Origin of the sequence: Paraburkholderia sp. 40, assembly GCF_050434105.1 — a bacterium.
Lineage (GTDB): Bacteria > Pseudomonadota > Gammaproteobacteria > Burkholderiales > Burkholderiaceae > Paraburkholderia > Paraburkholderia tuberum.
The window spans coordinates 2123265-2146654 of record NZ_JBNPVY010000004.1 but is presented as its reverse complement, the minus strand read 5'-3'; the positions used below and the strand labels follow the sequence as shown (position 1 = coordinate 2146654).

Below are 23390 nucleotides of genomic sequence, written 5' to 3'. Positions count from 1 at the left end.
CGGCTGCAGGCCGGCGCGCGGATTGGCGGATGAATCCGCGCGCGCCGGCCATTCCGGCGACATCCATGCATACGACTTTACCCACATGTTCAGCGACATCGCGCGCGACTTCGGTCAGCGCGTGATGCTGTGGCAGGTCGCGATCCTGCTTGCGACGCTGCTCGTCGCGTGGCTGCTCGCGCGGACGCTGCGCCGCCGCATCAAGCGGCCGCAATCGACGCGCTACGAGAGCCTGCGTTTCGGCATGGAAAGCCTCGACCGGGGCGGCTTTTCCGCTGATCGGCGCGGCACTGGTGTGGGCTCGCGCGGGCGATCGCCGGCCAGTTCATGGACACCGCGCTGCTCGATCTGGCGCTGGTGCCGCTCGCCGGCATCGGGCTGATCTACATCGTGTTCTTCTTCGCGCGGCGGGTGTTCAACCGCGAAGGTGGCGAGCATCCGTGGCTGTTTCTCGTCGAGAAGATCGTGTCGGTAGTCGTATGGATCGGCATGGTACTCACGCTGTTGGGCATTCAGAACGCCGTGATCGCGTGGATGGACAGCGTGAGCTTTCGCGTCGGTAATGCGCATATGACGCTGCTGTCGCTGATCACGGGGCTGTTGTGGGTCGCCGTCACGTTGATTGTCGCGATGTGGCTCGGCTCGTCGTTCGAAGATCGCCTGATGCGCTCGAAGACGCTCGACGCGAATCTGAAGGTCGTGGTCGCGCGCGTCGGCCGAGCGGCCTTCGTGCTGGCGGCGATCCTGATCAGCCCGTCGATCGTCGGCATCGACATCACGGTGCTCGGCGTGTTCGGCGTCGCGCTCGGCGTTGGGCTCGGCTTCGGCATGCAGAAGATCGCGAGCAACTATGTATCGGGGTTCATCATCCTTCTCGATCGCTCGTTGCGGATCGGCGACACGATCAACGTGAGCGGCCTGCAGGGCCGCGTCACGCAGATCCGCACACGCTATACCGTGGTGCGCGGACTCGACGGCATCGAGACGCTGATTCCGAACGAAAAGCTGATCACCGACGTCGTGCAGAACCAGTCGTCGTATCTGACCCGCGGCTATGCGCGGGAGGCCGTGCAGATCGCCTACACATCCGACGTCGAGCCGGCGATGACGCTGCTCGCCCAGGCCGCCGCCGACGTGCCGCGGGTGTTGCGCGAACCGGCGCCGACGCCATTTCTGGTCGGCTTTGGCCCGGACGACATCAATCTCGGGTTGGGTTTCTGGATCGAAGATGCGGCGAGCGGCAGGCGTGGCGTGCTCTCGACTGTCAACTTCAATATCTGGCGTCTCTTTTCCGAGCACGGCATCACTATTGCGCTCCCGCAACGCGAGGTGCGCATCGTTGGTCAGGCAAGCGGCGCAATGCCGCACCCGGTGGCGATGACCGATCTGGTTTCCGACACCACGTCCGATCCGGCGCTCAGGCCCGCCAACCGTGCCGCCAACGACGGCCGTTAAGCCCCATTTCGCGCCGCGGCAAGGCATGCGCCAGTGTCCAGGCAATCGCTATCGACTTGATTGCGCACAAAAAATCCCTATTTGTTACAAACACTTGGAACCCTTCAAGTAGAATATCGTCCTATCCCGCTGTATGCTTTCACTTTCATGACACGCGCGCCGCGTGTGCTTCGTATCTCTCGTTCTGCAGGTAACTTACCTTGTTGAATTCTTTGCTCGATTTCCTTGCCCACGGGCTGCTGCGTTTCTCGTGGTGGCAACTCGTCGTGTACACGCTGATCGTGACGCACATCACGATTATCGGCGTGACCGTCTATCTGCATCGCTGCCAGGCGCATCGCGCGCTGGATCTGCACCCGATCGCCAGTCATTTTTTCCGCTTCTGGCTGTGGATGACCACCGGCATGCTGACCGGCCAGTGGGCCGCGATTCATCGCAAGCACCACGCGAAATGCGAGACCGAAGAGGATCCGCACAGCCCGCAGACGCGCGGCATCTGGAAGGTGCTGCTCGAAGGCGCCGAGCTCTATCGCACCGAAGCGAAAAACGAAGAAACGATGCGCAAGTTCAGTCACGGTACGCCGAACGACTGGATGGAGCGCAACGTCTACACGAAGTACCCGATTCTTGGCGTGAGCCTCATGATGGTGATCAACGTCGCGCTGTTCGGCGCCGTCGGCCTGACCATCTGGGCCGTGCAGATGGTGTGGATCCCTTTCTGGGCCGCGGGCGTGGTCAACGGCCTCGCGCACTTCTGGGGCTATCGCAACTTCAATTCGTCGGACGCGAGCACTAACATTTTCCCGTGGGGCATCATCATCGGTGGCGAAGAGCTGCATAACAATCACCACACGTATGCGACGTCGGCGAAGCTGTCGAACAAGTGGTACGAGTTCGACATTGGCTGGATGTACATCCGCATCATGCAGGCGTTTCGTCTGGCCAAAGTGAAGAAGGTCGCACCGACGCCGCGCCTGACCACCGGCAAGCTCGTGCTCGATCAGGACACGCTGCAGGCCGTGCTCGCGAACCGCTACGAAGTGATGGCGCGTTACGCGAAAGCGATCAAGCGCGCATACCGCCAGGAGCTCGCGCATCTGAAGGAAGTTGGCGCGCGCGAAAAGTATCAGGTGATGCGTGGTGCGCGCAGCTGGTTCCACAAGGAAGAGGCGGGCTTGAACGAGCCGCAGAAGCTCCAGCTGCCGCAGATTTTCGCGAACAGCCAGAAGCTGAAGACCTACATCGACATGCGCAACGAACTGGCGGCAATGTGGGAGCGCTCCAACGCGTCGCGCGAGCAATTGCTGGTGCAATTGCAGGACTGGTGCCATCGCGCAGAGCAGAGCGGTATCAAGGCGCTGCAAGACTTCGCGATGCGACTGCGTCGCTATGCCTGAAATCCATTAAAATTTCAGGACGTCACAAAACCCCGCGTTGGCGGGGTTTTACATTTTTGGGCCGTGGAAATGCATTGCGCGTGTAGCGCGATCGGCAAGCCGCGGCGGCCAGGTGAGGGCAGAGGAGATGATGGAGAAGCAGGCGATCAGGACCGTCGAATTCGATCGGCCTCAGGCGCAGGGCACGACCTGCGGGATCGGGCAGGCGTGGGCGAAGGTGCCCGAGACGCCGTCGGCGGAAGAAAAGCGCGCGCTGAAGGCGCGCATTCGCGAATTACTCAAGCGCGAGAAAGCGGTGCTGGTCGCGCACTATTATGTCGACGCCGAATTGCAGGAACTCGCCGACGAAACCGGCGGTTGCGTGGCCGATTCGCTGGAAATGGCGCGCTTCGGCCGCGATCACGAAGCGCAGACGCTGGTGGTCGCGGGCGTGCGCTTCATGGGCGAGACCGCAAAAATCCTCAGTCCAGACAAGCGCATTCTGATGCCGGATCTGGATGCGACCTGTTCGCTCGACCTCGGTTGTCCGGTCGACGAGTTCTCGGCGTTCTGCGACGCACACCCGGACCGCACGGTGGTCGTGTACGCGAACACGAGCGCGGCCGTGAAGGCGCGCGCGGACTGGATGGTGACGTCGTCGATCGGGTTGGAGATCGTCGCCGATCTGCATGCGCGCGGCGAGAAGATCATCTGGGCGCCGGACCGTCATCTCGGCAGCTACATCCAGGGCAAGACCGGCGCGGACATGCTGATGTGGCAGGGCTCGTGCCTCGTGCACGATGAATTCAAGGGCATCGAACTCGATCTGCTGCGCGCCGATTATCCGCACGCGAAGGTGCTCGTGCATCCGGAGTCGCCGGCCAACGTGGTCGCCCAGGCGGACGTGGTCGGCTCGACCACGCAGTTGATCGACGCCGCGCAGAAGCTCGACGCGACGCACTTCATCGTCGCGACCGACCTCGGCATCCTGCACAAGATGCAACTCGCCGCGCCCGGCAAGACGCTGATTGCCGCGCCGACGGCCGGCAACAGCGCGACCTGCAAGAGCTGCGCGCATTGCCCGTGGATGGCGATGAACGGACTCGCCAATCTGGCCGATGTGCTCGAGCGCGGCCACAACGAAATCTTCGTCGAGCGCGGGATCGGCGAGCGTGCGCGTCTGCCTATCGATCGCATGCTCGATTTCGCGGCGCGTCACAAGAAGCGCGTGCAGGCGAGCGGCGATCTCGCGCGCGACGCGCAACTGTATTCAAATGTGGGGGCAGCGTAATGAAGGTGGTGGAGAAGGCGCCTGAGCAGGTAGTGGCGCGCGAAGGGGCCGACGCAGTGTCGCCGCTTTTCGCGGCGATTCACGCGCAATATGGCGTGGCGTTCGACGCGGCGCTCGCGCGCAATGTCGCCGATGCACTCGCCGAAGATATCGGCACCGGCGATCAGACCGGCCGCCTCGTGCCTGCCGATGACGTTCGCGACGCGCGCATCATCGTGCGCGAGGAAGCGGTACTGTGCGGCGTGCCGTGGTTCGACGCGGTGATGCGCGCGGTCGATCCTCGCATCGTAGTTCAATGGCGTTACCGCGAGGGCGACCGCATGAGCGCCGACACGACGGTCTGCGATCTTCGCGGGCCGGTGCGCGCGCTGCTGACCGCCGAGCGCAACGCGATGAATTTCCTGCAGCTGCTGTCGGGCGTGGCGAGCGCGACGCGCCGCTATGTCGACGCGATTGCTCACACGCACGCGCGCATTCTCGATACGCGCAAGACGCTCCCGGGCTTGCGGCTCGCGCAGAAGTACGCGGTGCGCATCGGCGGCGGTGCGAACCAGCGGCTCGCTCTGTACGACGGCATTCTGATCAAGGAAAACCATATCGCCGCGGCCGGCGGCTTGGGCGCGGCGATGGACGCGGCGCTCGCGTTGAATGCGGGCGTGCCGATCCAGATCGAAGTCGAAACGCTCGAACAACTGGAAACTGCGCTCGCGCATGGCGCGCAGTCGATCCTGCTCGACAACTTCTCGTTCGACATGATGCGCGACGCGGTTCGCATCACGGCCGGGCGCGCGGTGCTCGAAGTGTCCGGCGGCGTGAATTTCGAGACCGTGCGCACGATCGCGGAGACTGGCGTGGACCGCGTGTCGATTGGTGCACTGACCAAAGACGTGCGCGCGACCGACTACTCGATGCGGATCGTTTGAGCGCCGCGCGTTTTAGCGTGACAGTCGACGCTCGTGATGACTTAACAAGGGCCATTGCCGGAGCTTACCGGCAATGGCCTTGTCGTTTGTGGCGTCGTTTCAGCGTGTATTTCGGCCCAAGGCTGTCAGGTATTGGGCCTGCGTACATACTTCGGCGTGAGCACCGTCGGTAGCGCCTTGGGTAATGTGGATGGCCAGTCGCGGCTGAAGTGCAGGCCGCGGCTTTCGCGCCGCGAGCGCGCGCTGTCCACGATCAGCGACGCCACATCGACCAGATTGCGCAGTTCCAGCAGATCGCGGCTCACCTTGAAGTTCGCGTAGTACTCGTGGATCTCGTCGCGCAGCAACGCGAGCCGATGCTTCGCGCGCTCGAGCCGCTTGTCGGTGCGCACGATACCGACGTAGTTCCACATCAGCCGGCGCAGTTCGTCCCAGTTGTGCGCGACCACGACCTCCTCGTCCGGATCGGACACGCGGCTTTCGTCCCAGGCAGGCAGCGGCGCGTGAACGGCGGCAGCGAAGCCTTCCGCTTCGATCGCCTTGGCGGCGGAGCGGCCGATCACGAGGCATTCGAGCAGCGAATTGCTGGCAAGTCGGTTCGCGCCGTGCAGGCCGGTGCAGGACGTTTCGCCGACCGCGTAGAGACCCGCGAGATCGGTGCGGCCCGCCAGATCGGTGACGACGCCGCCGCACGTGTAATGCGCGGCCGGTACCACTGGAATCGGCTCTTTCGTGATGTCGATGCCGAACTCGAGGCAACGTGCCAGGATCGTCGGGAAATGCTCTTGCAGGAACTCGGCCGGCTGGTGGCTGATGTCGAGGTACACGCAATCGATGCCGCGTTTCTTGATCTCGAAGTCGATCGCCCGCGCGACGATGTCGCGCGGCGCAAGCTCCGCGCGCTCGTCGTGATTGGGCATGAAGCGCGTGCCGTCCGGCAGTTTCAGAATGCCGCCTTCGCCGCGCACTGCTTCCGAAATCAGGAACGACTTCGCGTACGGGTGAAACAGGCACGTCGGGTGGAACTGGATGAATTCCATGTTCGACACGCGGCAGCCAGCGCGCCATGCCATCGCGATGCCGTCGCCGGTCGCGGTGTCGGGGTTGGTCGTGTACAGGTAGACCTTGCCGGCGCCGCCGGTCGCGAGCACCGTATGCGGCGCTTCGATCGTAACGGTGCGGCCGCTTTGCAGATCGAGCGCATACAGACCATGGCAGCGGCGGCCGGGCAGGCCGAGGCGTTCGGACGTGATCAGGTCGATTGCGTGATGTTCTTCGAACAGCGTGATGTTCGGATGCTGGCGCACCTGCTCGCTGAGCGTGGCGACGACCGCATGGCCCGTCGCATCGGCCGCGTGAATGATCCGGCGATGGCTATGACCGCCTTCGCGCGTCAAATGAAAGCCCAGTTCGGCGGCCTCGTCTTTCGTGAACGGCACGCCCTGTCCGATCAGCCATTCGATCGCGGCGCGCCCATGCTCGACGATAAAGCGTGTCGCCGCCTCGTCGCACAGGCCGCCGCCTGCGATCAGCGTATCGCGTACGTGACTCTCGACGCTGTCCGCCGAATCGAGCACCGCGGCGATGCCGCCTTGCGCCCAGTCGCTAGCGCCTTCGGTCAGCGATCGCTTGGCGATCACAGCAACTCGCCGTGTCTGCGCGAGATTGAGCGCGACGCTCAAACCAGCCAGACCGCTACCGACAATCGCCACATCGAATTCCATTGCCCACATCTCCGTCTTTCGTTTTGCGATGACGGCGCGCGAACCGCACGCCGCGAAAACGACAAAGGATACGCGCCGCAACGCCCTGGCGAAAGCTGGCCAAACGGAATAGGGCGATTCGCGCGCGCATTGCGGAGCTATCGCGAGGTCCGCGCAAAAACAAAAAAGCCTCGCACGGATGCGAGGCTTTTCATGTTTTTGCCTTCGTCAGGCTGGAGAGCCAAGATTACTTGATCTTGGTTTCCTTGTAGTCAACGTGCTTGCGAATGACCGGATCAAATTTCTTGATCAGCATCTTTTCCGGCATGTTGCGTTTGTTCTTCGTGGTCGTGTAGAAGTGACCCGTGCCTGCGGTCGATTCCAGCTTGATCTTGTCGCGTGCGCCTTTCGCCATGATTTACTCCTTAGGCTTCACCGCGTGCGCGCAAATCTGCGAGCACAGCGTCGATACCGTTCTTGTCGATCAGGCGCAGGCCGGCGTTCGAAACGCGCAGACGCACCCAACGGTTTTCGCTTTCCACCCAGATGCGGCGGTTTTGCAGGTTCGGCAGGAACCGGCGCTTGGTCTTGTTGTTCGCGTGGGAAACGTTGTTGCCGCTCATCGGCGCTTTCCCAGTTACTTGGCATACGCGTGCCATGAGAGCACTCCTAATACGCTAATTCTGAGTTCGAACGCCGTGAAAGTTTCCCGAAAAGAGCCGCGCTGAAAGTGTGCGAAGTTGCGCCGAATTTGCATCGAGACACTTCGCTACCACAGCCGCCTGACCTTTGCGGAACGCCTTGATGGCTTCGGAACAGGGGGGTTGGAAATAGGCAAACCGGAATTCTAGCAGAAAAAAAGCCTCAAAATCAAACCTTATTTGCGATGCGGGACGCTGCGCCGTACGGCGGCACTTCCGCTTCCCGCGCTCGAGCGGGCTTGCGCGCGAGCCCCGGCCAGCCGGCGCGGGCGAACGAATATACGGTGTCCGCGCCGATCACCAGATGATCGATCAACTGCACATCGACGAGCGCGAGCGCGTCGCGCAGCGTCTGCGTGAGGCGGCAGTCGCTGGCACTCGGCTCGACGGCGCCGGACGGATGATTATGCGCGACGATCAGGCTGGCCGCGTTCGCGGCGAGCGCCCGCCGCACGATCTCGCGCGGATATACGGCCATGCGCGTGAGCGAGCCGCGCGCGCTTTCCTCGCAGCGGATCAGCCGATGCCGGGCGTCGAGAAACAGCGACACGAACACCTCCTGCGGCTGTCCGCCGATCAGAAGGCGCAGATAACTTTCGACCGCTTCGGGCGAATTCATTAGCGGGCGCTTGCGCATCTTGTCGACCAGCGAGCGACGCGCCATTTCCATGATCGCGAGTAATTGCGCTTTTTTCGCGGGGCCGATGCCGCGAATGCCGTCGAAGTCCGCATAAGTCGCGTCGAGCATCGCGCGCAGGGAGCCGAAGCGATCCAGCAGCGCCCGCGCGACGCTGAACACGTCGTGACCGGGCAGGCCCGAGCCGAGCACGAGCGCGATCATTTCGGTGTCCGACAGCACGTGGGGGCCCTGCTCAATCAGTCGCTCGCGCGGCATGTCGCGCCGGAGCCATTTACCCCGAAACAGTTGCCGCCGGCAGCGGGCGGTGGAGCCGGCGGCTTTTGACGGGGCCTCGGCCGACCGATTCGCGGCGGCTTTCACGCCGCCTCCGGCGCGTGCCGGCGCCTTCGGTCGTCGCAGCGTTGGCGCAGGTGTTTCGTCGATTGTGCTGGCGAAATCAGCCATATATATAGAGTCCTCCGCGTAAGGTTGACGGCGCACGCGGCGCAATGCGCCGCCGGGCCGTGCCGCCCTCGCGCGCGACGGACTCAAGCCGGCGCCCGCTAGGTGGCTTACAATAGACACTTTGCGCACGGCACGCCGACGGTTTGCCACACGCGTCGACTGCCCCGCGGCGCACGCGTGCAGCGCTTCGACTGAGCGAGCATTGCATGAGCATCATCGATATTTCCGAGGTGAAACCCGGTTCACACGTCACGCTGCATTACCGGCTTTCCCTTGCCGATGGCGCCGAAGTGATCAACACGTTCAACGACAAGCCGGCCACGCTGCTGCTCGGCGCCGGTCAACTGGCGCCGCCGCTGGAAGATATTTTGCTGGGTTTGAAGGTGGGCCACCATTCGACCTTTCAGCTAGCGCCGGGGCAGGCGTTCGGCCCGCGCAATCCGGATCTGATCCAGCGCGTGTCCGTCGCCACGCTGCGGGAGAACAGCGTGATCGGCGAGGATTTTTCCCCGGGTGACCTGGTCGAATTCAACGCGCCGGGCGGCGGGCGCTATGCCGGCGTACTGAAGGAAGTCGGCGAAACGTCGGCCCTGTTCGATTTCAATCACCCGCTTGCCGGCCAGGCGCTGGCGTTTGAAGTGAAAATCATCGGGATTCTGTAAACATGAGCATCACGGATACGACTCTTGCCGAAGCGGAGATCCTGCTGGCCCAGCCACGCGGGTTCTGCGCCGGCGTCGACCGGGCGATCGAGATCGTCGAGCGGGCCATCAAGCTGTATGGCTCGCCGATCTACGTGCGTCACGAAATCGTCCATAACGCCTATGTGGTCGAAGACCTGCGCAAGAAGGGAGCGATCTTCATCGAGAACCTGGACGAAGTGCCGGCGGGCAACACGGTGATCTTCAGCGCGCATGGCGTGTCGAAGGCCGTGCGCTCGGAGGCCGAGTCGCGCGGGCTGCGGGTGTACGACGCCACTTGTCCGCTCGTGACCAAGGTGCATATCGAAGTCGCAAAGATGCGCCAGGATGGTTTCGACATCGTGATGATTGGCCACAAGGGCCACCCGGAAGTCGAAGGCACGATGGGCCAGGCGGCCGAGGGCATGCATCTGGTCGAGGACATCGAGGATGTGCAGGCATTGCAGCTCGCCGATCCGGAGCGGATCGCCTTCGTCACGCAAACCACGCTGTCGGTCGACGACGCCGCCGAAATCATCGGCGCGCTGAAGGCCAAGTACCCGTCCATCCGTGAGCCGAAGAAGCAGGACATCTGCTACGCCACGCAGAATCGCCAGGACGCAGTGAAGTTCATGGCGCCGCAGTGCGACATCGTGATCGTCGTCGGCAGTCCGAACAGCTCGAATTCGAACCGCTTGCGCGAGCTCGCCGAGAAGCTCGGCGTGCCAGCCTATATGGTCGATTCGCCCGATCAGATCGATCCGGTTTGGGTCGAGGGCAAGCGCCGCATTGGCGTGACCGCCGGTGCGTCGGCGCCGGAGGTGCTGGCGCAGGCGGTGATCGCGCGTCTGCGTGAACTGGGTGTGCGCAACGTGCGCGCGCTCGAGGGCATCGAGGAGAACATCGCGTTCCCCCGCTACCGCGTGGGCTCGGTCTGCCAGCCTGACAATCCGTTAGCATCGCTGAAAGGAAAGCGCGCCCGAGGGCGCGCTTTTTTATGGCGCGAGTCTGTTGATCCACCGAGTATATTGGGTGCCAGATCGAACGAATTCACACATTTCCGTGTTCTCGCGCACAAATCATTTTGAAAAGTGACCGGGTCTTTTATTGATTTTCGATCGATGCGTCCCCGTTTTAACCTTGCCAGGCAGGTTAAGACGAATTAATCGTGCACTGAATTAGTGCGTCTTGACGAGCACACGACAAAAAGAACATACCGGACGCAGGCCCCGCCTATCCGGCATGCGGACCGACGGGCCGCAACACTTGATGCCATCGGGCCCGGCGACGGTGCAACTGGTGCACGAAAACAGATCGCAACCGGGTTGCGCTTTTTAGCGGATTTTGCTTTCGATATCAGGTTGCAATGCAGGAAAACCCCACCGGTTCAACAATATTGCCACCCGCATAATTGGAGTTACAATGCGCGCGTTCTCAAGGCCTTGAGGTCCTGGACAGTGGATTTTGCAAGGCGCAGGAGACCTTACTTGATGCGAGTCAAATTTGCTTACGCCGTGTCCATCGCGGCCGCGGTTGCGATGCTGACCGCGTGCGGCAAGAAACAGGATGGCGAAGCGGGAACGGGCGCATCGGCGGCCTCGGCTGCGGCGGTTGCCGCCGCGAGCGAAGCGACTATCGTGAAGATCGGTCATGCGGCTCCGTTGACGGGCGGCATCGCGCACCTGGGCAAGGACAACGAAAATGGGGCGCGCCTCGCGGTCGAGGAAACCAATGCGCAGGGTTTGACGATCGACGGTCGCAAGATCCAGTTGCAACTCGACGCGCAGGACGATGCGGCCGACCCGAAAACCGGCACCGCCGTTGCGCAGAAGCTGGTCGACGATCACGTGGTTGCGGTGATCGGACACCTGAACTCCGGGGTCTCGATTCCGGCGTCGAAGATCTATAGCGACGCGAGCATCGTCGAGATCTCGCCGTCGTCGACGAATCCGGCCTATACGCAGCAAGGGTTCAAGACGACCTATCGGGTGGTCGCGACCGACGCGCAGCAGGGTCCGGCGCTCGCCAATTACGCGACGAAGGCGCTGGGCGCCAAACGCATCGCGGTCGTGGACGATGCGACCGCCTACGGCAAAGGTCTCGCGGACGAGTTCGCGAAGACCGCCGAGGCGAGCGGCGCGAAGATCGTCGCGCGGGAGGCGACGAGCGACAAGGCCACGGATTTCCGGGCCATTCTCACGAAGATCAAGAGTGTTCAGCCGGACGCCATCATGTTCGGCGGCATGGACGCGACGGGCGGGCCGTTTACGAAGCAGGCGGCGGCGCTCGGTATCAGGGCAAAAATCCTTGGCGGCGACGGTGTGTGTACCGACAAGGTAGGTGAGCTGGCGGGTACCGCCGTGCAAAACCTGGTCTGTTCGGAAGCAGGACTCGCGCTTTCGAAAATGACCAATGGAGGGGACTTCGAAAAGAAGTACGAGGACCGCTTCCACACGCCGGTGCAGATTTACGCGCCGTTCACGTATGACGCTGTGTACGTGATCGTCGATGCAATGAAGCGCGCTAATTCGATCGAGGCGCCCAAGGTGCTGGCTGCGATGCCTTCGACCGATTACAACGGGGTAATCGGCCACATCGCGTTCGACGACAAGGGTGATTTGAAAGAGGGCGCCATTACGCTTTACGACTTCAAGGACGGCAAGAAGGCAGTGCTCGACGTCGTAAAGATGTGATGACGGGAAGTTCGGCCTGACGGCACCGACACCATCCAACGGTGCCGTTTTTGCATCCGCCCAAGGGGAGTTCGCGACCGCATCACGGTCGTCAGGGCAAGCCGGCAGCGGATAACCCTTACCGGTCTTTTACATCAGTACCCGCAGTGCCGTTGAGATTCGTAGCGCATCACCGCCGACCGGCAGATGAAAAACGCGAATCCAGTCGCACGGGCTAAGGAGCATTAAATGGATATCTTCATCCAGCAGATCCTGAATGGACTGGTGCTTGGCAGTGTCTATGCCATCATCGCACTGGGCTACACAATGGTTTACGGCATTCTGGGCATCATCAACTTTGCTCACGGCGATGTGTTGATGGTGGGCGCGATGGTTGCGCTCTCCGCCATAGGTGTGCTCCAGAACCACTTCCCCGGCCTCGGCAATGTGCTGACGCTCGTGATCGCGTTGATCATCGCGGCGGCGGTCTGCGCGGTGGTCGGCTACACGATCGAGCGGGTCGCCTACCGGCCGTTGCGGCGTGCGCCGCGTCTCGCGCCGCTGATCACCGCGATCGGTGTGTCGATTCTGCTGCAGACGCTCGCGATGATGATCTGGTCGCGCAATCCGCTGCCGTTCCCGCAACTGCTGCCCACCGACCCGATCAACGTGATCAAGGCCACCGACACGACACCCGGCGCCGTGATCTCGATGACTGAAATCGTGATCATCGTGGCGGCGTTCCTCGTGATGGGCGGCCTCCTGCTGCTCGTGCACAAGACCAGGCTCGGCCGTGCGATGCGCGCGATCGCCGAGAACCCGAACGTCGCCAGTCTGATGGGCGTGAACCCGAACTTCGTGATTTCGGCGACCTTCATGATCGGCTCGGCGCTGGCTGCGCTCGCTGGCGTGATGATCGCGTCCGAATACGGCAACGCGCATTTCTACATGGGCTTCATCCCAGGCCTGAAGGCATTTACCGCGGCGGTGCTCGGCGGTATCGGCAATCTCGGCGGCGCGATGGTCGGCGGCGTGCTCCTCGGCCTGATCGAGCAGTTGGGTGCCGGCTATATCGGCAACCTCACAGGCGGCGTGTTCGGCAGTAACTACCAGGACGTGTTCGCGTTCATCGTGCTGATCGTCGTGCTGGTGTTCCGTCCGTCGGGCCTGCTCGGCGAACGTGTCGCGGATCGCGCCTGATCCCGGGCCACAAGGAGTCAACAATCATGACCTCAATTCAACCGATCGAGCCGTCCACGACGCTCATCCCCGAAAAGAACCGCACGAAGACGCTGACCATCGGTATTCTCACGGCGATCTTCGTGATCGCGGCGCCGATGGTCATCGGCGCCGCGGGCGGCAACTATTGGGTTCGCGTGCTCGACTTCGCGATGCTGTACGTGATGCTCGCGCTGGGCCTGAACGTGGTGGTCGGCTTTGCCGGCCTGCTGGACTTGGGCTACATCGCGTTCTACGCGATCGGCGCCTACACGGCCGCGCTGCTGAGCTCACCGCACCTCGCGACGCAATTCGAGTGGATCGCACATCTCGCGCCGAACGGCATCCACGTGCCGATCTGGATCATCGCGCCGATCGCGATGGCGCTCGCCGCGATGTTCGGGATTCTGCTCGGTGCGCCGACACTGCGTCTGCGTGGCGACTACCTCGCGATCGTGACCCTCGGCTTCGGGGAAATCGTGCGGATCTTCATGAACAACCTCGACCGTCCGGTGAACATCACCAACGGCCCGAAGGGGATCACGGGCATCGACCCGGTGCAGGTCGGCGGCTTCAGCCTCGCGCAGACGCACTCGCTGTTCGGCATGCAGTTTCCGTCGGTGTACCTGTACTACTACCTGTTCGTGCTGTGCGCGCTGTTCGTGATCTGGACCTGTACGCGCTTGCAGCATTCGCGTATCGGCCGCGCGTGGGCCGCGATCCGCGAAGACGAAATCGCCGCCAAGGCGATGGGCATCAATACCCGTAACGTGAAGCTGCTTGCGTTCGCGATGGGCGCGTCGTTCGGCGGCCTGTCGGGCGCGATGTTCGGCTCGTTCCAGGGTTTCGTGTCGCCGGAATCGTTCACGTTCTGGGAATCGGTCGTGGTGCTCGCCTGCGTGGTGCTCGGCGGCATGGGCCACATTCCGGGCGTGATCCTCGGCGCGGTGCTGCTCGCGGTGTTCCCCGAGTTCCTGCGCTCGACGATGGGTCCGCTGCAGAACATGATCTTCGGCCATGAAATCGTCGATACCGAAGTGATCCGTCAGTTGCTGTACGGCCTCGCGATGGTCGTGATCATGCTGTACCGCTCGGAAGGCCTGTGGCCCGCGCCGAAGCACGAAGACAGGATTGCGAAGCTGGCGAAGCGTGGCGGCAAGAAGCCGGTGCGCGCATAAGGTCCGGTGGAGAAAAAGACATGAGCGATAACGTAAGCAACAACGCGACGACCCGACTGTCGGTGAAGGGCGTCAACAAGCGCTTCGGCGGCCTTCAGGCGCTTTCCGAGGTCGGCCTGCAGATCCGCGCGGGCGAGATCTACGGCCTGATCGGCCCGAACGGCGCGGGCAAGACCACCTTCTTCAATGTGATCACGGGTCTGTACACGCCGGATTCAGGCGAGTTCAAGCTCGACGGCGAGAGCTACACACCGACCGCGGTCTATCAGGTCGCGAAGGCGGGCATTGCGCGCACGTTCCAGAACATCCGTCTGTTCGGCGGCATGACCGCGCTCGAAAACGTGATGGTCGGCCGTCATGTGCGCACGAAGCACGGTCTGCTCGGCGCGGTGTTCCAGACGCCGGCCGAACGCCAGGAAGAGCGCGAGATCAAGGAGCGCGCGCTCGAACTGCTCGACTACGTCGGCATTACGCAGTACGCGGACTATACGTCGCGCAACCTGTCGTATGGCCACCAGCGGCGGCTCGAAATCGCGCGTGCGCTGGCGACCGATCCGAAGCTGCTCGCGCTCGACGAACCGGCGGCCGGCATGAACGCCACCGAGAAGGTCGAACTGACCAGGCTGCTCGACAAGATCCGTGCGGACGGCAAGACGATTCTGCTGATCGAACACGACGTGAAGCTCGTGATGGGTCTGTGCAATCAGATGACGGTGCTCGACTACGGCAAGGTGATTGCGCAAGGTCTGCCGCAGGACGTGCAGAAGGATGCGAAGGTGATCGAAGCTTATCTGGGTGCGGGGGTCCACTGATGTCCACGACGCAAGCAATGTTGAAAATCAAGGGCCTGCAGGTCAACTACGGTGGCATCCAGGCGGTCAAGGGTGTCGACCTCGAGGTCGGGCAGGGCGAACTCGTCACCCTGATCGGCGCGAACGGCGCGGGCAAAACCACGACGATGAAGGCGATCACCGGCCTGAAGGCGTATGCGGCCGGCGACATCGAGTACATGGGTCAGTCGATCAAGGGCCTGCCCGCGCATGAGCTTCTGAAGCGCGGTCTCGCGATGGTGCCGGAAGGGCGCGGCATTTTCGCGCGCATGTCGATCGTCGAGAATATGCAGATGGGTGCCTATCTGCGCAACGATGACGATGGCATCAAGTCGGACGTCGAGCGCATGTTCGGCTTCTTTCCGCGTCTGAAGGAGCGTGCATCGCAATACGCGGGCACGCTGTCGGGCGGCGAGCAGCAGATGCTCGCGATGGCACGCGCGATCATCTCGCGGCCCAAACTGCTGCTGCTCGACGAACCGTCGATGGGTCTGTCGCCGATCATGGTCGAGAAGATCTTCGAAGTGGTGCGCCTGATTTCCTCTGAAGGCATGACCGTGCTGCTCGTCGAGCAGAACGCGCGGCTCGCGCTGCAGGCGGCGAATCGCGGCTACGTGATGGACTCCGGTTTGATCACGATGTCGGGCGACGCGAAGCAGATGCTCGACGATCCGAAGGTTCGGGCCGCCTATCTGGGTGAATGAGTGGGTGAATGAGTGGGTGAATAGTTGGACGTATGCCCTTTGCGCATACGTCCGGCTTGCAACGCGCCCCACGATGCAACGTCGTGGGGCGCGTTTTATTTTTCTGGCTGGGGCGTGAATTATGGGAGTCGGCCAATAACCGAACTGATTTCGTCTTTTGTGAACGCACGCAGCGTTTGCGAGCGGACATTGCCGGCTGAGCCGAGCGCGAAGCCGAAAGCGAGAAGGCTCTGCTCGTCTGCCGCTTCGACGACCGAGACAATGTCGTATTCCCCTAAGGTCCAGTAGATCTGCTTCATCTCGCAGCCAAAAGTTTTCGCCATCTCTGCCGCCTGTCCGGCTCGCTGCGCGCTGTTCTTTACCGCGCGGATACCCTGATCCGTGAATTGCATGAGCACCACATAAGTCACCATGAAGATTCCCCTGAGGATTCAAACGTGTTGGGACTCAGATGCATGAGCCGCCCCGGGGAGCGTCGCGAACCGCCGCAAACGTGTCTTTCCAGCACCGGCGTCGTCTCGTGCGTAAACGATTCTAGGCAATCCAACTGCTCGCCATCTGCTATTTGTCCGAATCCGCCGATATGTGCGCTGCTTGCGGGAGAACCATTGAAAAAGCCGCATGCGTCAAGCAACGCATGCGGCTTTCTTTAATCAGGCGTACGACGCGAATCAACTGGCCGGGGCCGCGTCGGCGTATTGGCCGAGCCGCTTGCCGAGGCTGATCACCGCATCGGTGCGATACCCGAGCGCATCGTAGAACGCCCGTATTTCAGCCGTTGCCGACGACAGTACCTGCAGGTTCAGCTTCGGACAACCAAGCTTCGTCAACTCGCTCTCGACGTGCGCGACGAGCCGCGTGCCGATGCCATGACGTCGCAGCGATGCGTCGACCGCGAGCGAATACAGCCAGCCGCGGTGTCCATCATAGCCGCCCATTACAGTGCCGACGATGCGTCCATCGAGCACCGCGACGAAGAACAGCTCCGGTTGCGTCGCGAGCTTGTTCGCGATCGACAGACGCGGATTGCGCTGCGGTCTCGTCACGTCGCGATACTCGGGAAACACCGCCTGCCACAGCGCGATCACCGCTTCGGTATCGGTCGCGTCGAAGCGGCGGATCGACAGCGTCGTGTTCGTCGTCATCGGTGCGCTCCGTGGGTGATTACAGCGAGTCGAGAACCGAGCGCAGCATCGCCAGCATCTGGTCGATTTCTTCGGTCGTCACGTTAAGCGCCGGCATGAAGCGCAGCAGGTTCGGACGCGCGGCGTTCAGCAGCACGCCGTCGGGTTGCATGTCGCGCGCCTTCTCGACAATCTGGTTGCCGATGTCCTTGCCGAGCAGCAGCGCGCGCAGCAGACCCTCGCCGCGCTCGCCCTTGAAGCCGCGCTCCTCGGACAGCTCGAGCAGCTTCGTGCGCAGATATTCGCCGCGCGAGCGCACGCCTTCGAGGAAGCCCGGCGCCGTCAGCTGCGAGATCACCGAGTAGCCGACCGCGGTCATCAGCGGATTGCCGTTGTAGGTGCCGCCCTGATCGCCCGCTTCGAACACGGCGATTTCCGCCTTCGACAGCAGCGCCGCGAGCGGCACGCCGCCGCCGATGCCTTTGCCGAGCGTCATGATGTCCGGCTCGATGCCCGACAGCTGATACGCGAACAGCGTGCCGGCGCGACCACAGCCGCTTTGCACTTCGTCGACGATCAGCAAGACGTTGTGTTTTTTCGTCAGCTCGCGCAGTTGCTGCATGAACTCGCGGGTTGCGGGGATCACGCCGCCTTCGCCCTGGATCGGCTCGAGCATCACCGCGACGGTCTTCGCGTTGATCAGCTTTTCCACCGACGCGATGTCGTTCAGGTCCGCCTTCGGGAAGCCCGGCACCTGCGGCGCGTAGATCGTGTCCCAGCCCGGCTTGCCGCTGGCCGACATCGTCGCGAGCGTGCGGCCGTGGAAGCTGTGGTCGAACGTGATGATCTCGAACGCGCCGTCCTTGAACTTCCTGCCCCACTTGCGCGCGAGCTTGATCGCGCCTTCGTTCGCCTCGGCGCCGCTGTTCGCGAAGAACACCTTGTCGAAGCAGCTGTGCTGCGTGAGCAGGCCCGCGAGCTTCGCCATCGGCTCGTTGTAGAACGCCGGCGACGGGTTGATCAGCAGCTTGGCCTGCTGGTTCAGCGCTTCGATCATGCCGTCGTTGCAGTGGCCGAGGCTATTGACCGCCCAGCCCTGAATGAAATCCAGGTAGCGCTTGCCGTTGTTGTCGTAAAGCCACGAGCCTTTGCCGTGCGTGAAAACGATTTCAGGTCGGTTCGTGATGTACATCAGCGAATCGATTGGATACTCATTGAAATTCATGACGGCAGGCTCCAGGCAAAAGGGTAAGAGCAGGGTGAAGAAACGGTGACAGTTTGGCCAATAAAAACGGCGGCCGGAAAAACAGAAAAGCCACGGCATGCCGTGGCTTTCATGATTCGAACAGCTTGCGCCCAGGTTTTGTGTGGCGCGAGTCCGTGACGAAGCCAGCGGCGTCCCTAGGGGAGCGGCGAGCGGCGACGTCGGATTTCGGACTGGATGCGGTTCATGCGCGAAAGAATACGATAAGAAAAGTGCCGGTGTAAACCTTGAATTTGCGCTGGCGCTGCATTGGGGGGAATTTGCCGCCGTGCAATCAGACCGCGTTCGCGAGATCGGCCGCGCTGGTGAACGAGTCCGCGTAGAACTCGTCTTCCGGCAACTGGTGATGCTGCGTGAAGTCGCGCAGCGCCGATTCGACCATCACCGGCGCGCCGCATGCATACACCTGGTAGGCCGACAGATCGGGCAGATCCTCGATCACCGCCCGATGCACGAAGCCCGTGCGGCCCGTCCATGCGTCGCCCGCATCGGGCTCGGAGAGCACCGGCACGAACTTGAAGTTCGGAATCTCGCGCGCCCATTGCTCGGCGAGTTCGAGCAGATACAGGTCTTTCTTGCGGCGCGCGCCCCAGTAGAGCGTCATGGGGCGCGTCATGCTCTTGAACACCGCATGCTCGACGATCGCCTTCAGCGGCGCGAAGCCGGTGCCCGACGCGAGCAGCACGATCGGCCTGTCCGAGTCTTCGCGCAGGAAGAACGTGCCGAGCGGCGCTTCGAAGCGCAGGATGTCGCGCTCCTTCATCGTGTTGAACACATGGTCTGTGAACGCACCGCCGGGCATGTGGCGGATGTGCAGCTCGACCGGGCCTTCGACGTGCGGCGCGCTCGCCATCGAATAGCTGCGGCGCTTGCCGTCCTTCAGGATGAATTCGAGGTACTGGCCGGCCAGATATTGCAGACGTTCGTTGGCGGGCAGTTGCAGCTTCACGACGATCACGTCGTCGGCCTTGCGCTCGATCGCGTTCACGCGGCACGGCAGCTTCTTGACCTGCACATCGCCGACGCCGGCCACTTCGCGGATGTCGACTTCGAGATCGGAGCACGCGGTCGCGCAGCACAGGAGCGCCATGCCGCGCGTCTTTTCGTCGTTCGACAGCGCCGACGACGAGTGCGCGCGCTGTTCGACCTCGCCGCTCACGACCGTGCCTTTGCACGAACCGCACGCGCCGTTCTTGCAGCCGTACGGCAGGCCGACGCCTTGACGCAGCGCTGCGGAGAGCACCGGTTCGTCCTGTTCTACCTGAAACTGCCGGCCGGTTTGCCGGAGCGTGACGTTAAATGCCATAAAGTGTTCGGAATCGAAAATTCGGAATCGTATGCGGACCCGCCGGATCAACCGCGCGGTACCTGTTGCGTGTGACCGCTACAATGCGCCCACCATGAAAGCGACACGAAACTTCCGCCGGCCGCGCGTGCTGATCGTAGGATGCGGCGACGTCGGCATGCGCTGCGTGCCCCTCTTGCGGCCGCGCGCGCGTATCTTCGCGTTGACGAGCCATGCAGCGCGCTGCGATGAGTTGCGCGCCGCGGGCGTGATGCCGCTCGTCGGCGATCTCGACGCGCGCGGCAGCCTCAAACGGCTCGCGCGCCTCGCGCCGACGGTGCTGCATCTCGCGCCCCCGCAGAAGTCCGGCGACGACGATCGACGCACTCGCGCGCTGCTTGCGACGTTAGGTGCCGGGGGCCGCATGAACGCTTGCGCGGCGAGGTCGTCCGTCGCGCCGATCGCGCGGTTGCGCCGTACGCGCGCTTCAGGTCTGGACGCTGAAACACCCGATATTGTACTCGACGGGGTGCGCCGGACCGGCGCTTCGCGCGCACCGGTGCGCATCGTTTACGCGAGCACGACGGGCGTCTACGGCGATTGCGGCGGCGCGTGGATCGACGAAACGCGCGCACCACGGCCCGCGAATGCGCGCGCCAAACGTCGCGTGTCGGCCGAACGGCAGTTGCGGCGCGCGACGGCGCGCGGCAGCGTCGCCACGAGCATCGCGCGGATCCCGGGCATCTATGCGCGCAACCGTCTGCCGCTCGCGCGGCTCGAAAGAGGCACGCCGGCGCTCGTCGATGCCGACGACGTCTACACGAATCACATCCACGCCGACGACCTCGCCGCGATCCTCGTGCGTCTCGCCACGCATGGCCGGCCAGCGCGCGCACTGCACGCGTCCGACGATTCGTCGCTGAAAATGGGGGAGTATTTCGACGCGGTCGCCGATGCGTTCGGGCTCGCGCGCCCGCCGCGCATCACGAGAGAGCAGGCGGAGCAGCAGATCGATCCGATGCTGCTGTCGTTCATGCGCGAGTCGCGCCGGCTCGTGAACCGGCGTCTGAAGGAGGAATTGCGGGTACGTCTGCGTTATCCGAGCGTCGAGGATTTTTTGCGCGAGGCGAACGGGAAACGCGGCTAGGTCGGCAGCAGAAACAAAATGCCGCCTCGCGAGGGCCGGGTTGCCCCGCAGAGCGTATCCGCCGCACCGCATCAATGCGCCGCGCAAAACGAGCTGCGCGGTCCAGCCGGCATCAGGTCAGCGCAGGCAGCACTTCCAGCAACAGGAAGCACAGCATGCCGCCGATCAATGCGCCGATCAGATTCGGATGGTACTTGTGCCGCAGCCGCATGATGACCAGCAATCCGCCGACCAGTAGCAGTGCAAAGCAGATAAACGCGGTCATCGCGTGCGAAAACGCCATCGTGCCGTCGATTTGCATGGCGCCCCTCCTTGAAACCTTTGTAGTCGTTTGTTTAGACGAGTATAGGGCGACATGTAAGCAACGGCATGCTGCAACGCAACGGCCTATGTTCGGTGCACCGCAATGCGCGCGGGGTTTCTCCGGCGCATCAAGGGCTAAGGCGGCCCCTCGTTACGGCTAGTCGTTTACCCGGCCCGCAGCGCGGCAAGGCCCGCTGCGTCGAGCCATTGCCATGCCCCGGGCGCGAGCGCCGCGGGAAGCGCGAGCCCACCGATCCGTTCGCGATGCAGCGCCTCGCAGCGGTTGCCCGAGGCCGCGATCATCCGCTTGACCTGGTGGTATTTGCCTTCGAGCACGGTGAGCGCGAGCGTGTGAGTGTCGCGCGCCTGGGCGTCGAGCGCGGCGCTGGGTTTCGTTTCGCCGTGCAGCAGCACGCCGTCGCGCAGCGCGGCGAGCTGCGCGTCGTCGAGCGGATGGCGCGTGGTCGCGACGTAGAGCTTCGGCACCTTGCGTTTCGGCGACGTGAACTGATGCACGAACTTGCCGTCGTCGGAGAGCAGCAGGAGGCCCGTGGTGTCCTGATCGAGACGGCCGACGCACTGCACGCCGCGCTCGGCGAACTGCGGCGGCAGCAGGCTGAACACGCTCAGATGATGCTGCGGATCGCGCGAGCATTCGTAGCCGATGGGCTTGTTCAGCAGCAGATACGCGTGCTCGCGATACGGCCATTCGACGCCGTCGACGCTAAAACGCAACGCGCCGCCATCAACAGCGAAATCGGCGTCGGCATCGGTGCAAATCGCACCGTCGACGCTGACGCGGCCGTCGCCGATCAGCGCGCGGCATTGGCGGCGCGAACCGAAACCTTGAGTGAAGAGGATGCTTTCGAGATTCATGGCGAGCGAAGAATAACACCGCAAGAAGCGGAGCGCCCCGCAAGTCCCAGGCGCCGACGATGAATGCCTCACGTCAAACTCGGGAGTGCATCGATGTCCGCCACGTCTTCCCCTTCGTCGTCTTCGCCGTCCAATGCGCAACGTCTGCCCCGCGCATTCCAGCGCCTCGCCTGGTCGAACCTGTGCGCGCAATCGGCGGAGCAGATCAGCCTCGCCGCCGCGCCGCTCGTCGCGGTGTTCGCGCTCGGCGCCAACGCGCGCGATACCGGTCTGCTGCAAACCGCGCAGACGCTGCCGTTCCTGTTGCTGTCGATGCCGCTAGGCGTCTGGGCCGACCGCCGCTCGCGCCGCGTGCTCATGACGCTCGCCGAGAGCGTGCGGGTCTGCGCGATGCTGTGCGTGCTGCTGCTGCTGGTGCTCACGCATGCGCTGAGCCTGCCGCTGCTCGCCGCGCTCGGCTTCGTCGCCGCGACGGGTACGGTCGCCTACAACGTTGCGGCGCCCTCGCTGGTGCCGTCGATCGTGCCGCGCGACGCCTATGCGAGCGCGAACGGCCGGCTCGAACTCGCGCGCAGCGTCGCGTATTCGGCGGGGCCGGCGCTGGGGGGCGTGCTGGTCGGCTGGATCGGCGCGGGCTGGGCGTATGGCGGCGCGGCGATGTTGTCGGCGTTCGCGGTCGCGTTGCTGGCGGGATTGCGCGAGCCGCCGCGCGCGGCCGCGCCGCGGCGGCATTTCATGCTGGAGCTGCGCGACGGCACGCGCTTCGTGCTGCGCGATCCGTTGCTGCTGCCGATGCTGCTGACCGCCGTGTTCTTCAATCTCGGCTTCTTCATCCTGCAGGCGGTCTATGTGCCTTACGCGGTGCATCGGCTGGGGCTCAATGCCTCGGCGGTCGGCGTGACGCTCGGCGCGTACGGGGTCGGCATGGTCTGCGGCGCGCTCGCCGCGCCCGCGGTCGCGCGGCGTCTCGCATTCGGCCGTCTGCTGATCGTCGGACCGTCGTGCGGGCTGCTCGCGTCGCTCGTGATGGTGGCGACGCTGATCGTCCCATCGTTCTGGCTCGCGCTCGCGAGCTTCTTCCTGCTCGGCGCGGGACCAATCCTGTGGGTCGTCGGCTCGACCACGCTGCGTCAGGCGATCACGCCCGAACGGATGATCGGCCGCGTGTCCGCGCTGATCAGCACCGCCACCTACGGCGCGCGGCCGGTGGGCGCGCTGCTCGGCGCCGCGCTCAGCGCGCACTGGAGCATCGACGTGTGTCTGGTCGCGGCGTCGCTCGCGTTCGTCGTGCAGGCGCTGATCATCGTGATGTCGCCGGCGGCGCGGCTCCTGGGCATTCCCGAACAGAGCGCTGCGGCGTGCTGAGCGGCGGAGCTCGGCACGCGATGAAGCCACCCATCGCCCCGATGAAAATGGATTTTCATCGGGGTGCGGCATGGCGTGGATGCTGAACTCCATTGTCTGAAGACCTTCGGTCGGCAAAAACCCTCGAAATAATGGAAATGAATTTTTTTCGGCGCGTGTTTCATGTAAACATAATTTCATCTCATTCGCATAGAACAACCGCGCCTGTCCG

21 protein-coding genes and 2 pseudogenes are annotated in these 23390 nt (G+C 63.3%); 13 read left to right on the top strand and 10 right to left on the bottom strand.

The features are described from left to right. Positions 1–85: 85 nt before the first annotated feature. From OKW28_RS31680 to nadC, 4 genes and pseudogenes are all read left to right on the top strand, one after another. Positions 86–1455 (top strand): annotated as a pseudogene (locus OKW28_RS31680) (mechanosensitive ion channel family protein). A gap of 200 nt (positions 1456–1655) precedes the next feature. Then, on the top strand, positions 1656–2852 hold the full coding sequence (locus tag OKW28_RS31675; RefSeq protein ID WP_429451397.1) for a DesA family fatty acid desaturase: 1197 nt from the start codon (positions 1656–1658) through the stop codon (positions 2850–2852). Positions 2853–2982: 130 nt separating this feature from the next. Continuing rightward, a complete protein-coding gene (gene nadA / locus OKW28_RS31670; protein WP_429454523.1) occupies positions 2983–4122 on the top strand; it encodes a quinolinate synthase NadA in 1140 nt (379 codons plus the stop codon). Continuing rightward, complete coding sequence (gene nadC, locus OKW28_RS31665) at positions 4122–5045, top strand: carboxylating nicotinate-nucleotide diphosphorylase (protein ID WP_429451395.1); 924 nt, start codon at positions 4122–4124, stop codon at positions 5043–5045. Before nadA ends, nadC begins: the two co-directional genes overlap by 1 nt. 125 nt (positions 5046–5170) lie before the next feature. On the opposite strand, the gene nadB is transcribed toward nadC, so the two are convergent. From nadB to radC, 4 genes are all read right to left on the bottom strand, one after another. Next, positions 5171–6769 (bottom strand): L-aspartate oxidase, encoded by a 1599-nt coding sequence (gene nadB, locus OKW28_RS31660; RefSeq protein ID WP_429451394.1) that lies wholly within the window; start codon positions 6767–6769, stop codon positions 5171–5173. Between the two features lie 226 nt (positions 6770–6995). After that, positions 6996–7163 (bottom strand): 50S ribosomal protein L33, encoded by a 168-nt coding sequence (gene rpmG / locus OKW28_RS31655; RefSeq protein ID WP_008919555.1) that lies wholly within the window; start codon positions 7161–7163, stop codon positions 6996–6998. Positions 7164–7173: 10 nt separating this feature from the next. Beyond that, the gene (gene rpmB, locus OKW28_RS31650) at positions 7174–7407 is read right to left on the bottom strand and encodes a 50S ribosomal protein L28 (protein WP_007180631.1); all 234 of its coding nucleotides are present in this window, start codon (positions 7405–7407) and stop codon (positions 7174–7176) included. A 211-nt stretch (positions 7408–7618) separates the two neighbouring features. Beyond that, positions 7619–8533: a RadC family protein gene (gene radC, locus OKW28_RS31645; RefSeq protein WP_429451393.1), complete on the bottom strand. Its 915-nt coding sequence runs from the start codon at positions 8531–8533 to the stop codon at positions 7619–7621. 206 nt (positions 8534–8739) lie between these two features. Here radC and OKW28_RS31640 point away from each other — a divergent pair, with 206 nt between their 5' ends. The 7 genes and pseudogenes from OKW28_RS31640 to OKW28_RS31610 all read left to right on the top strand — a co-directional run bounded on the left by OKW28_RS31640 (position 8740) and on the right by OKW28_RS31610 (position 15815). Further along, positions 8740–9195: an FKBP-type peptidyl-prolyl cis-trans isomerase gene (locus OKW28_RS31640; protein ID WP_429451391.1), complete on the top strand. Its 456-nt coding sequence runs from the start codon at positions 8740–8742 to the stop codon at positions 9193–9195. A 2-nt stretch (positions 9196–9197) separates the two neighbouring features. Further along, positions 9198–10159: pseudogene (ispH, locus tag OKW28_RS31635) on the top strand (4-hydroxy-3-methylbut-2-enyl diphosphate reductase). A 544-nt stretch (positions 10160–10703) separates the two neighbouring features. Further along, a complete protein-coding gene (locus OKW28_RS31630; protein ID WP_429451390.1) occupies positions 10704–11906 on the top strand; it encodes a branched-chain amino acid ABC transporter substrate-binding protein in 1203 nt (400 codons plus the stop codon). Between the two features lie 228 nt (positions 11907–12134). Continuing rightward, complete coding sequence (locus OKW28_RS31625; RefSeq protein ID WP_184006364.1) at positions 12135–13085, top strand: branched-chain amino acid ABC transporter permease; 951 nt, start codon at positions 12135–12137, stop codon at positions 13083–13085. A gap of 26 nt (positions 13086–13111) precedes the next feature. Beyond that, positions 13112–14281: an ABC transporter permease subunit gene (locus OKW28_RS31620; protein ID WP_018421575.1), complete on the top strand. Its 1170-nt coding sequence runs from the start codon at positions 13112–13114 to the stop codon at positions 14279–14281. 20 nt (positions 14282–14301) lie between these two features. Then, on the top strand, positions 14302–15093 hold the full coding sequence (locus tag OKW28_RS31615; protein ID WP_184023151.1) for an ABC transporter ATP-binding protein: 792 nt from the start codon (positions 14302–14304) through the stop codon (positions 15091–15093). A 17-nt stretch (positions 15094–15110) separates the two neighbouring features. Beyond that, positions 15111–15815 carry an ABC transporter ATP-binding protein gene (locus OKW28_RS31610; protein WP_026225995.1) on the top strand — a complete coding sequence of 235 codons (705 nt, stop codon included), beginning with the start codon at positions 15111–15113 and terminating at the stop codon, positions 15813–15815. Between the two features lie 119 nt (positions 15816–15934). Here the strand turns inward: OKW28_RS31610 and OKW28_RS31605 are convergent, their stop codons facing one another. The 4 genes from OKW28_RS31605 to OKW28_RS31590 form a co-directional block, all read right to left on the bottom strand. Next, positions 15935–16228: a GYD domain-containing protein gene (locus tag OKW28_RS31605; RefSeq protein WP_429451387.1), complete on the bottom strand. Its 294-nt coding sequence runs from the start codon at positions 16226–16228 to the stop codon at positions 15935–15937. 258 nt (positions 16229–16486) lie between these two features. Beyond that, on the bottom strand, positions 16487–16960 hold the full coding sequence (locus tag OKW28_RS31600; protein WP_429451386.1) for a GNAT family acetyltransferase: 474 nt from the start codon (positions 16958–16960) through the stop codon (positions 16487–16489). A gap of 19 nt (positions 16961–16979) precedes the next feature. Continuing rightward, complete coding sequence (locus OKW28_RS31595) at positions 16980–18164, bottom strand: acetylornithine transaminase (RefSeq protein WP_429451384.1); 1185 nt, start codon at positions 18162–18164, stop codon at positions 16980–16982. A 313-nt stretch (positions 18165–18477) separates the two neighbouring features. Continuing rightward, positions 18478–19509, bottom strand: coding sequence for a CDP-6-deoxy-delta-3,4-glucoseen reductase (locus OKW28_RS31590; RefSeq protein ID WP_429451382.1), 1032 nt, complete (start codon positions 19507–19509; stop codon positions 18478–18480). A gap of 94 nt (positions 19510–19603) precedes the next feature. Here OKW28_RS31590 and OKW28_RS31585 point away from each other — a divergent pair, with 94 nt between their 5' ends. Continuing rightward, positions 19604–20635 (top strand): NAD-dependent epimerase/dehydratase family protein, encoded by a 1032-nt coding sequence (locus OKW28_RS31585; RefSeq protein ID WP_429451380.1) that lies wholly within the window; start codon positions 19604–19606, stop codon positions 20633–20635. 112 nt (positions 20636–20747) lie between these two features. On the opposite strand, the gene OKW28_RS31580 is transcribed toward OKW28_RS31585, so the two are convergent. Then, a complete protein-coding gene (locus OKW28_RS31580) occupies positions 20748–20936 on the bottom strand; it encodes a hypothetical protein (RefSeq protein ID WP_429451378.1) in 189 nt (62 codons plus the stop codon). Positions 20937–21103: 167 nt separating this feature from the next. Then, positions 21104–21814 carry a pseudouridine synthase gene (locus OKW28_RS31575; RefSeq protein WP_018421566.1) on the bottom strand — a complete coding sequence of 237 codons (711 nt, stop codon included), beginning with the start codon at positions 21812–21814 and terminating at the stop codon, positions 21104–21106. Positions 21815–21907: 93 nt separating this feature from the next. Between OKW28_RS31575 and OKW28_RS31570 the strand changes: the two genes are divergently transcribed. Then, positions 21908–23179, top strand: a complete 1272-nt coding sequence (locus OKW28_RS31570; protein ID WP_429451376.1) for an MFS transporter — start codon at positions 21908–21910, stop codon at positions 23177–23179. Positions 23180–23390: the final 211 nt, after the last annotated feature.

Bases quoted from the DNA above. Each gene is read 5' to 3' on its own strand.
- nadA (WP_429454523.1), top strand. From the start codon at position 2,983: ATGGAGAAGCAGGCGATCAGGACCGTCGAATTCGATCGGCCTCAGGCG.
- nadC (WP_429451395.1), top strand. From the start codon at position 4,122: ATGAAGGTGGTGGAGAAGGCGCCTGAGCAGGTAGTGGCGCGCGAAGGG.
- nadB (WP_429451394.1), bottom strand. From the start codon at position 6,769: ATGGAATTCGATGTGGCGATTGTCGGTAGCGGTCTGGCTGGTTTGAGC.
- rpmG (WP_008919555.1), bottom strand. From the start codon at position 7,163: ATGGCGAAAGGCGCACGCGACAAGATCAAGCTGGAATCGACCGCAGGC.
- rpmB (WP_007180631.1), bottom strand. From the start codon at position 7,407: ATGGCACGCGTATGCCAAGTAACTGGGAAAGCGCCGATGAGCGGCAAC.
- radC (WP_429451393.1), bottom strand. From the start codon at position 8,533: ATGGCTGATTTCGCCAGCACAATCGACGAAACACCTGCGCCAACGCTG.
- OKW28_RS31640 (WP_429451391.1), top strand. From the start codon at position 8,740: ATGAGCATCATCGATATTTCCGAGGTGAAACCCGGTTCACACGTCACG.
- OKW28_RS31630 (WP_429451390.1), top strand. From the start codon at position 10,704: ATGCGAGTCAAATTTGCTTACGCCGTGTCCATCGCGGCCGCGGTTGCG.
- OKW28_RS31625 (WP_184006364.1), top strand. From the start codon at position 12,135: ATGGATATCTTCATCCAGCAGATCCTGAATGGACTGGTGCTTGGCAGT.
- OKW28_RS31620 (WP_018421575.1), top strand. From the start codon at position 13,112: ATGACCTCAATTCAACCGATCGAGCCGTCCACGACGCTCATCCCCGAA.
- OKW28_RS31615 (WP_184023151.1), top strand. From the start codon at position 14,302: ATGAGCGATAACGTAAGCAACAACGCGACGACCCGACTGTCGGTGAAG.
- OKW28_RS31610 (WP_026225995.1), top strand. From the start codon at position 15,111: ATGTTGAAAATCAAGGGCCTGCAGGTCAACTACGGTGGCATCCAGGCG.
- OKW28_RS31605 (WP_429451387.1), bottom strand. From the start codon at position 16,228: ATGGTGACTTATGTGGTGCTCATGCAATTCACGGATCAGGGTATCCGC.
- OKW28_RS31600 (WP_429451386.1), bottom strand. From the start codon at position 16,960: ATGACGACGAACACGACGCTGTCGATCCGCCGCTTCGACGCGACCGAT.
- OKW28_RS31595 (WP_429451384.1), bottom strand. From the start codon at position 18,164: ATGAATTTCAATGAGTATCCAATCGATTCGCTGATGTACATCACGAAC.
- OKW28_RS31590 (WP_429451382.1), bottom strand. From the start codon at position 19,509: ATGGCATTTAACGTCACGCTCCGGCAAACCGGCCGGCAGTTTCAGGTA.
- OKW28_RS31585 (WP_429451380.1), top strand. From the start codon at position 19,604: ATGAAAGCGACACGAAACTTCCGCCGGCCGCGCGTGCTGATCGTAGGA.
- OKW28_RS31580 (WP_429451378.1), bottom strand. From the start codon at position 20,936: ATGCAAATCGACGGCACGATGGCGTTTTCGCACGCGATGACCGCGTTT.
- OKW28_RS31575 (WP_018421566.1), bottom strand. From the start codon at position 21,814: ATGAATCTCGAAAGCATCCTCTTCACTCAAGGTTTCGGTTCGCGCCGC.
- OKW28_RS31570 (WP_429451376.1), top strand. From the start codon at position 21,908: ATGTCCGCCACGTCTTCCCCTTCGTCGTCTTCGCCGTCCAATGCGCAA.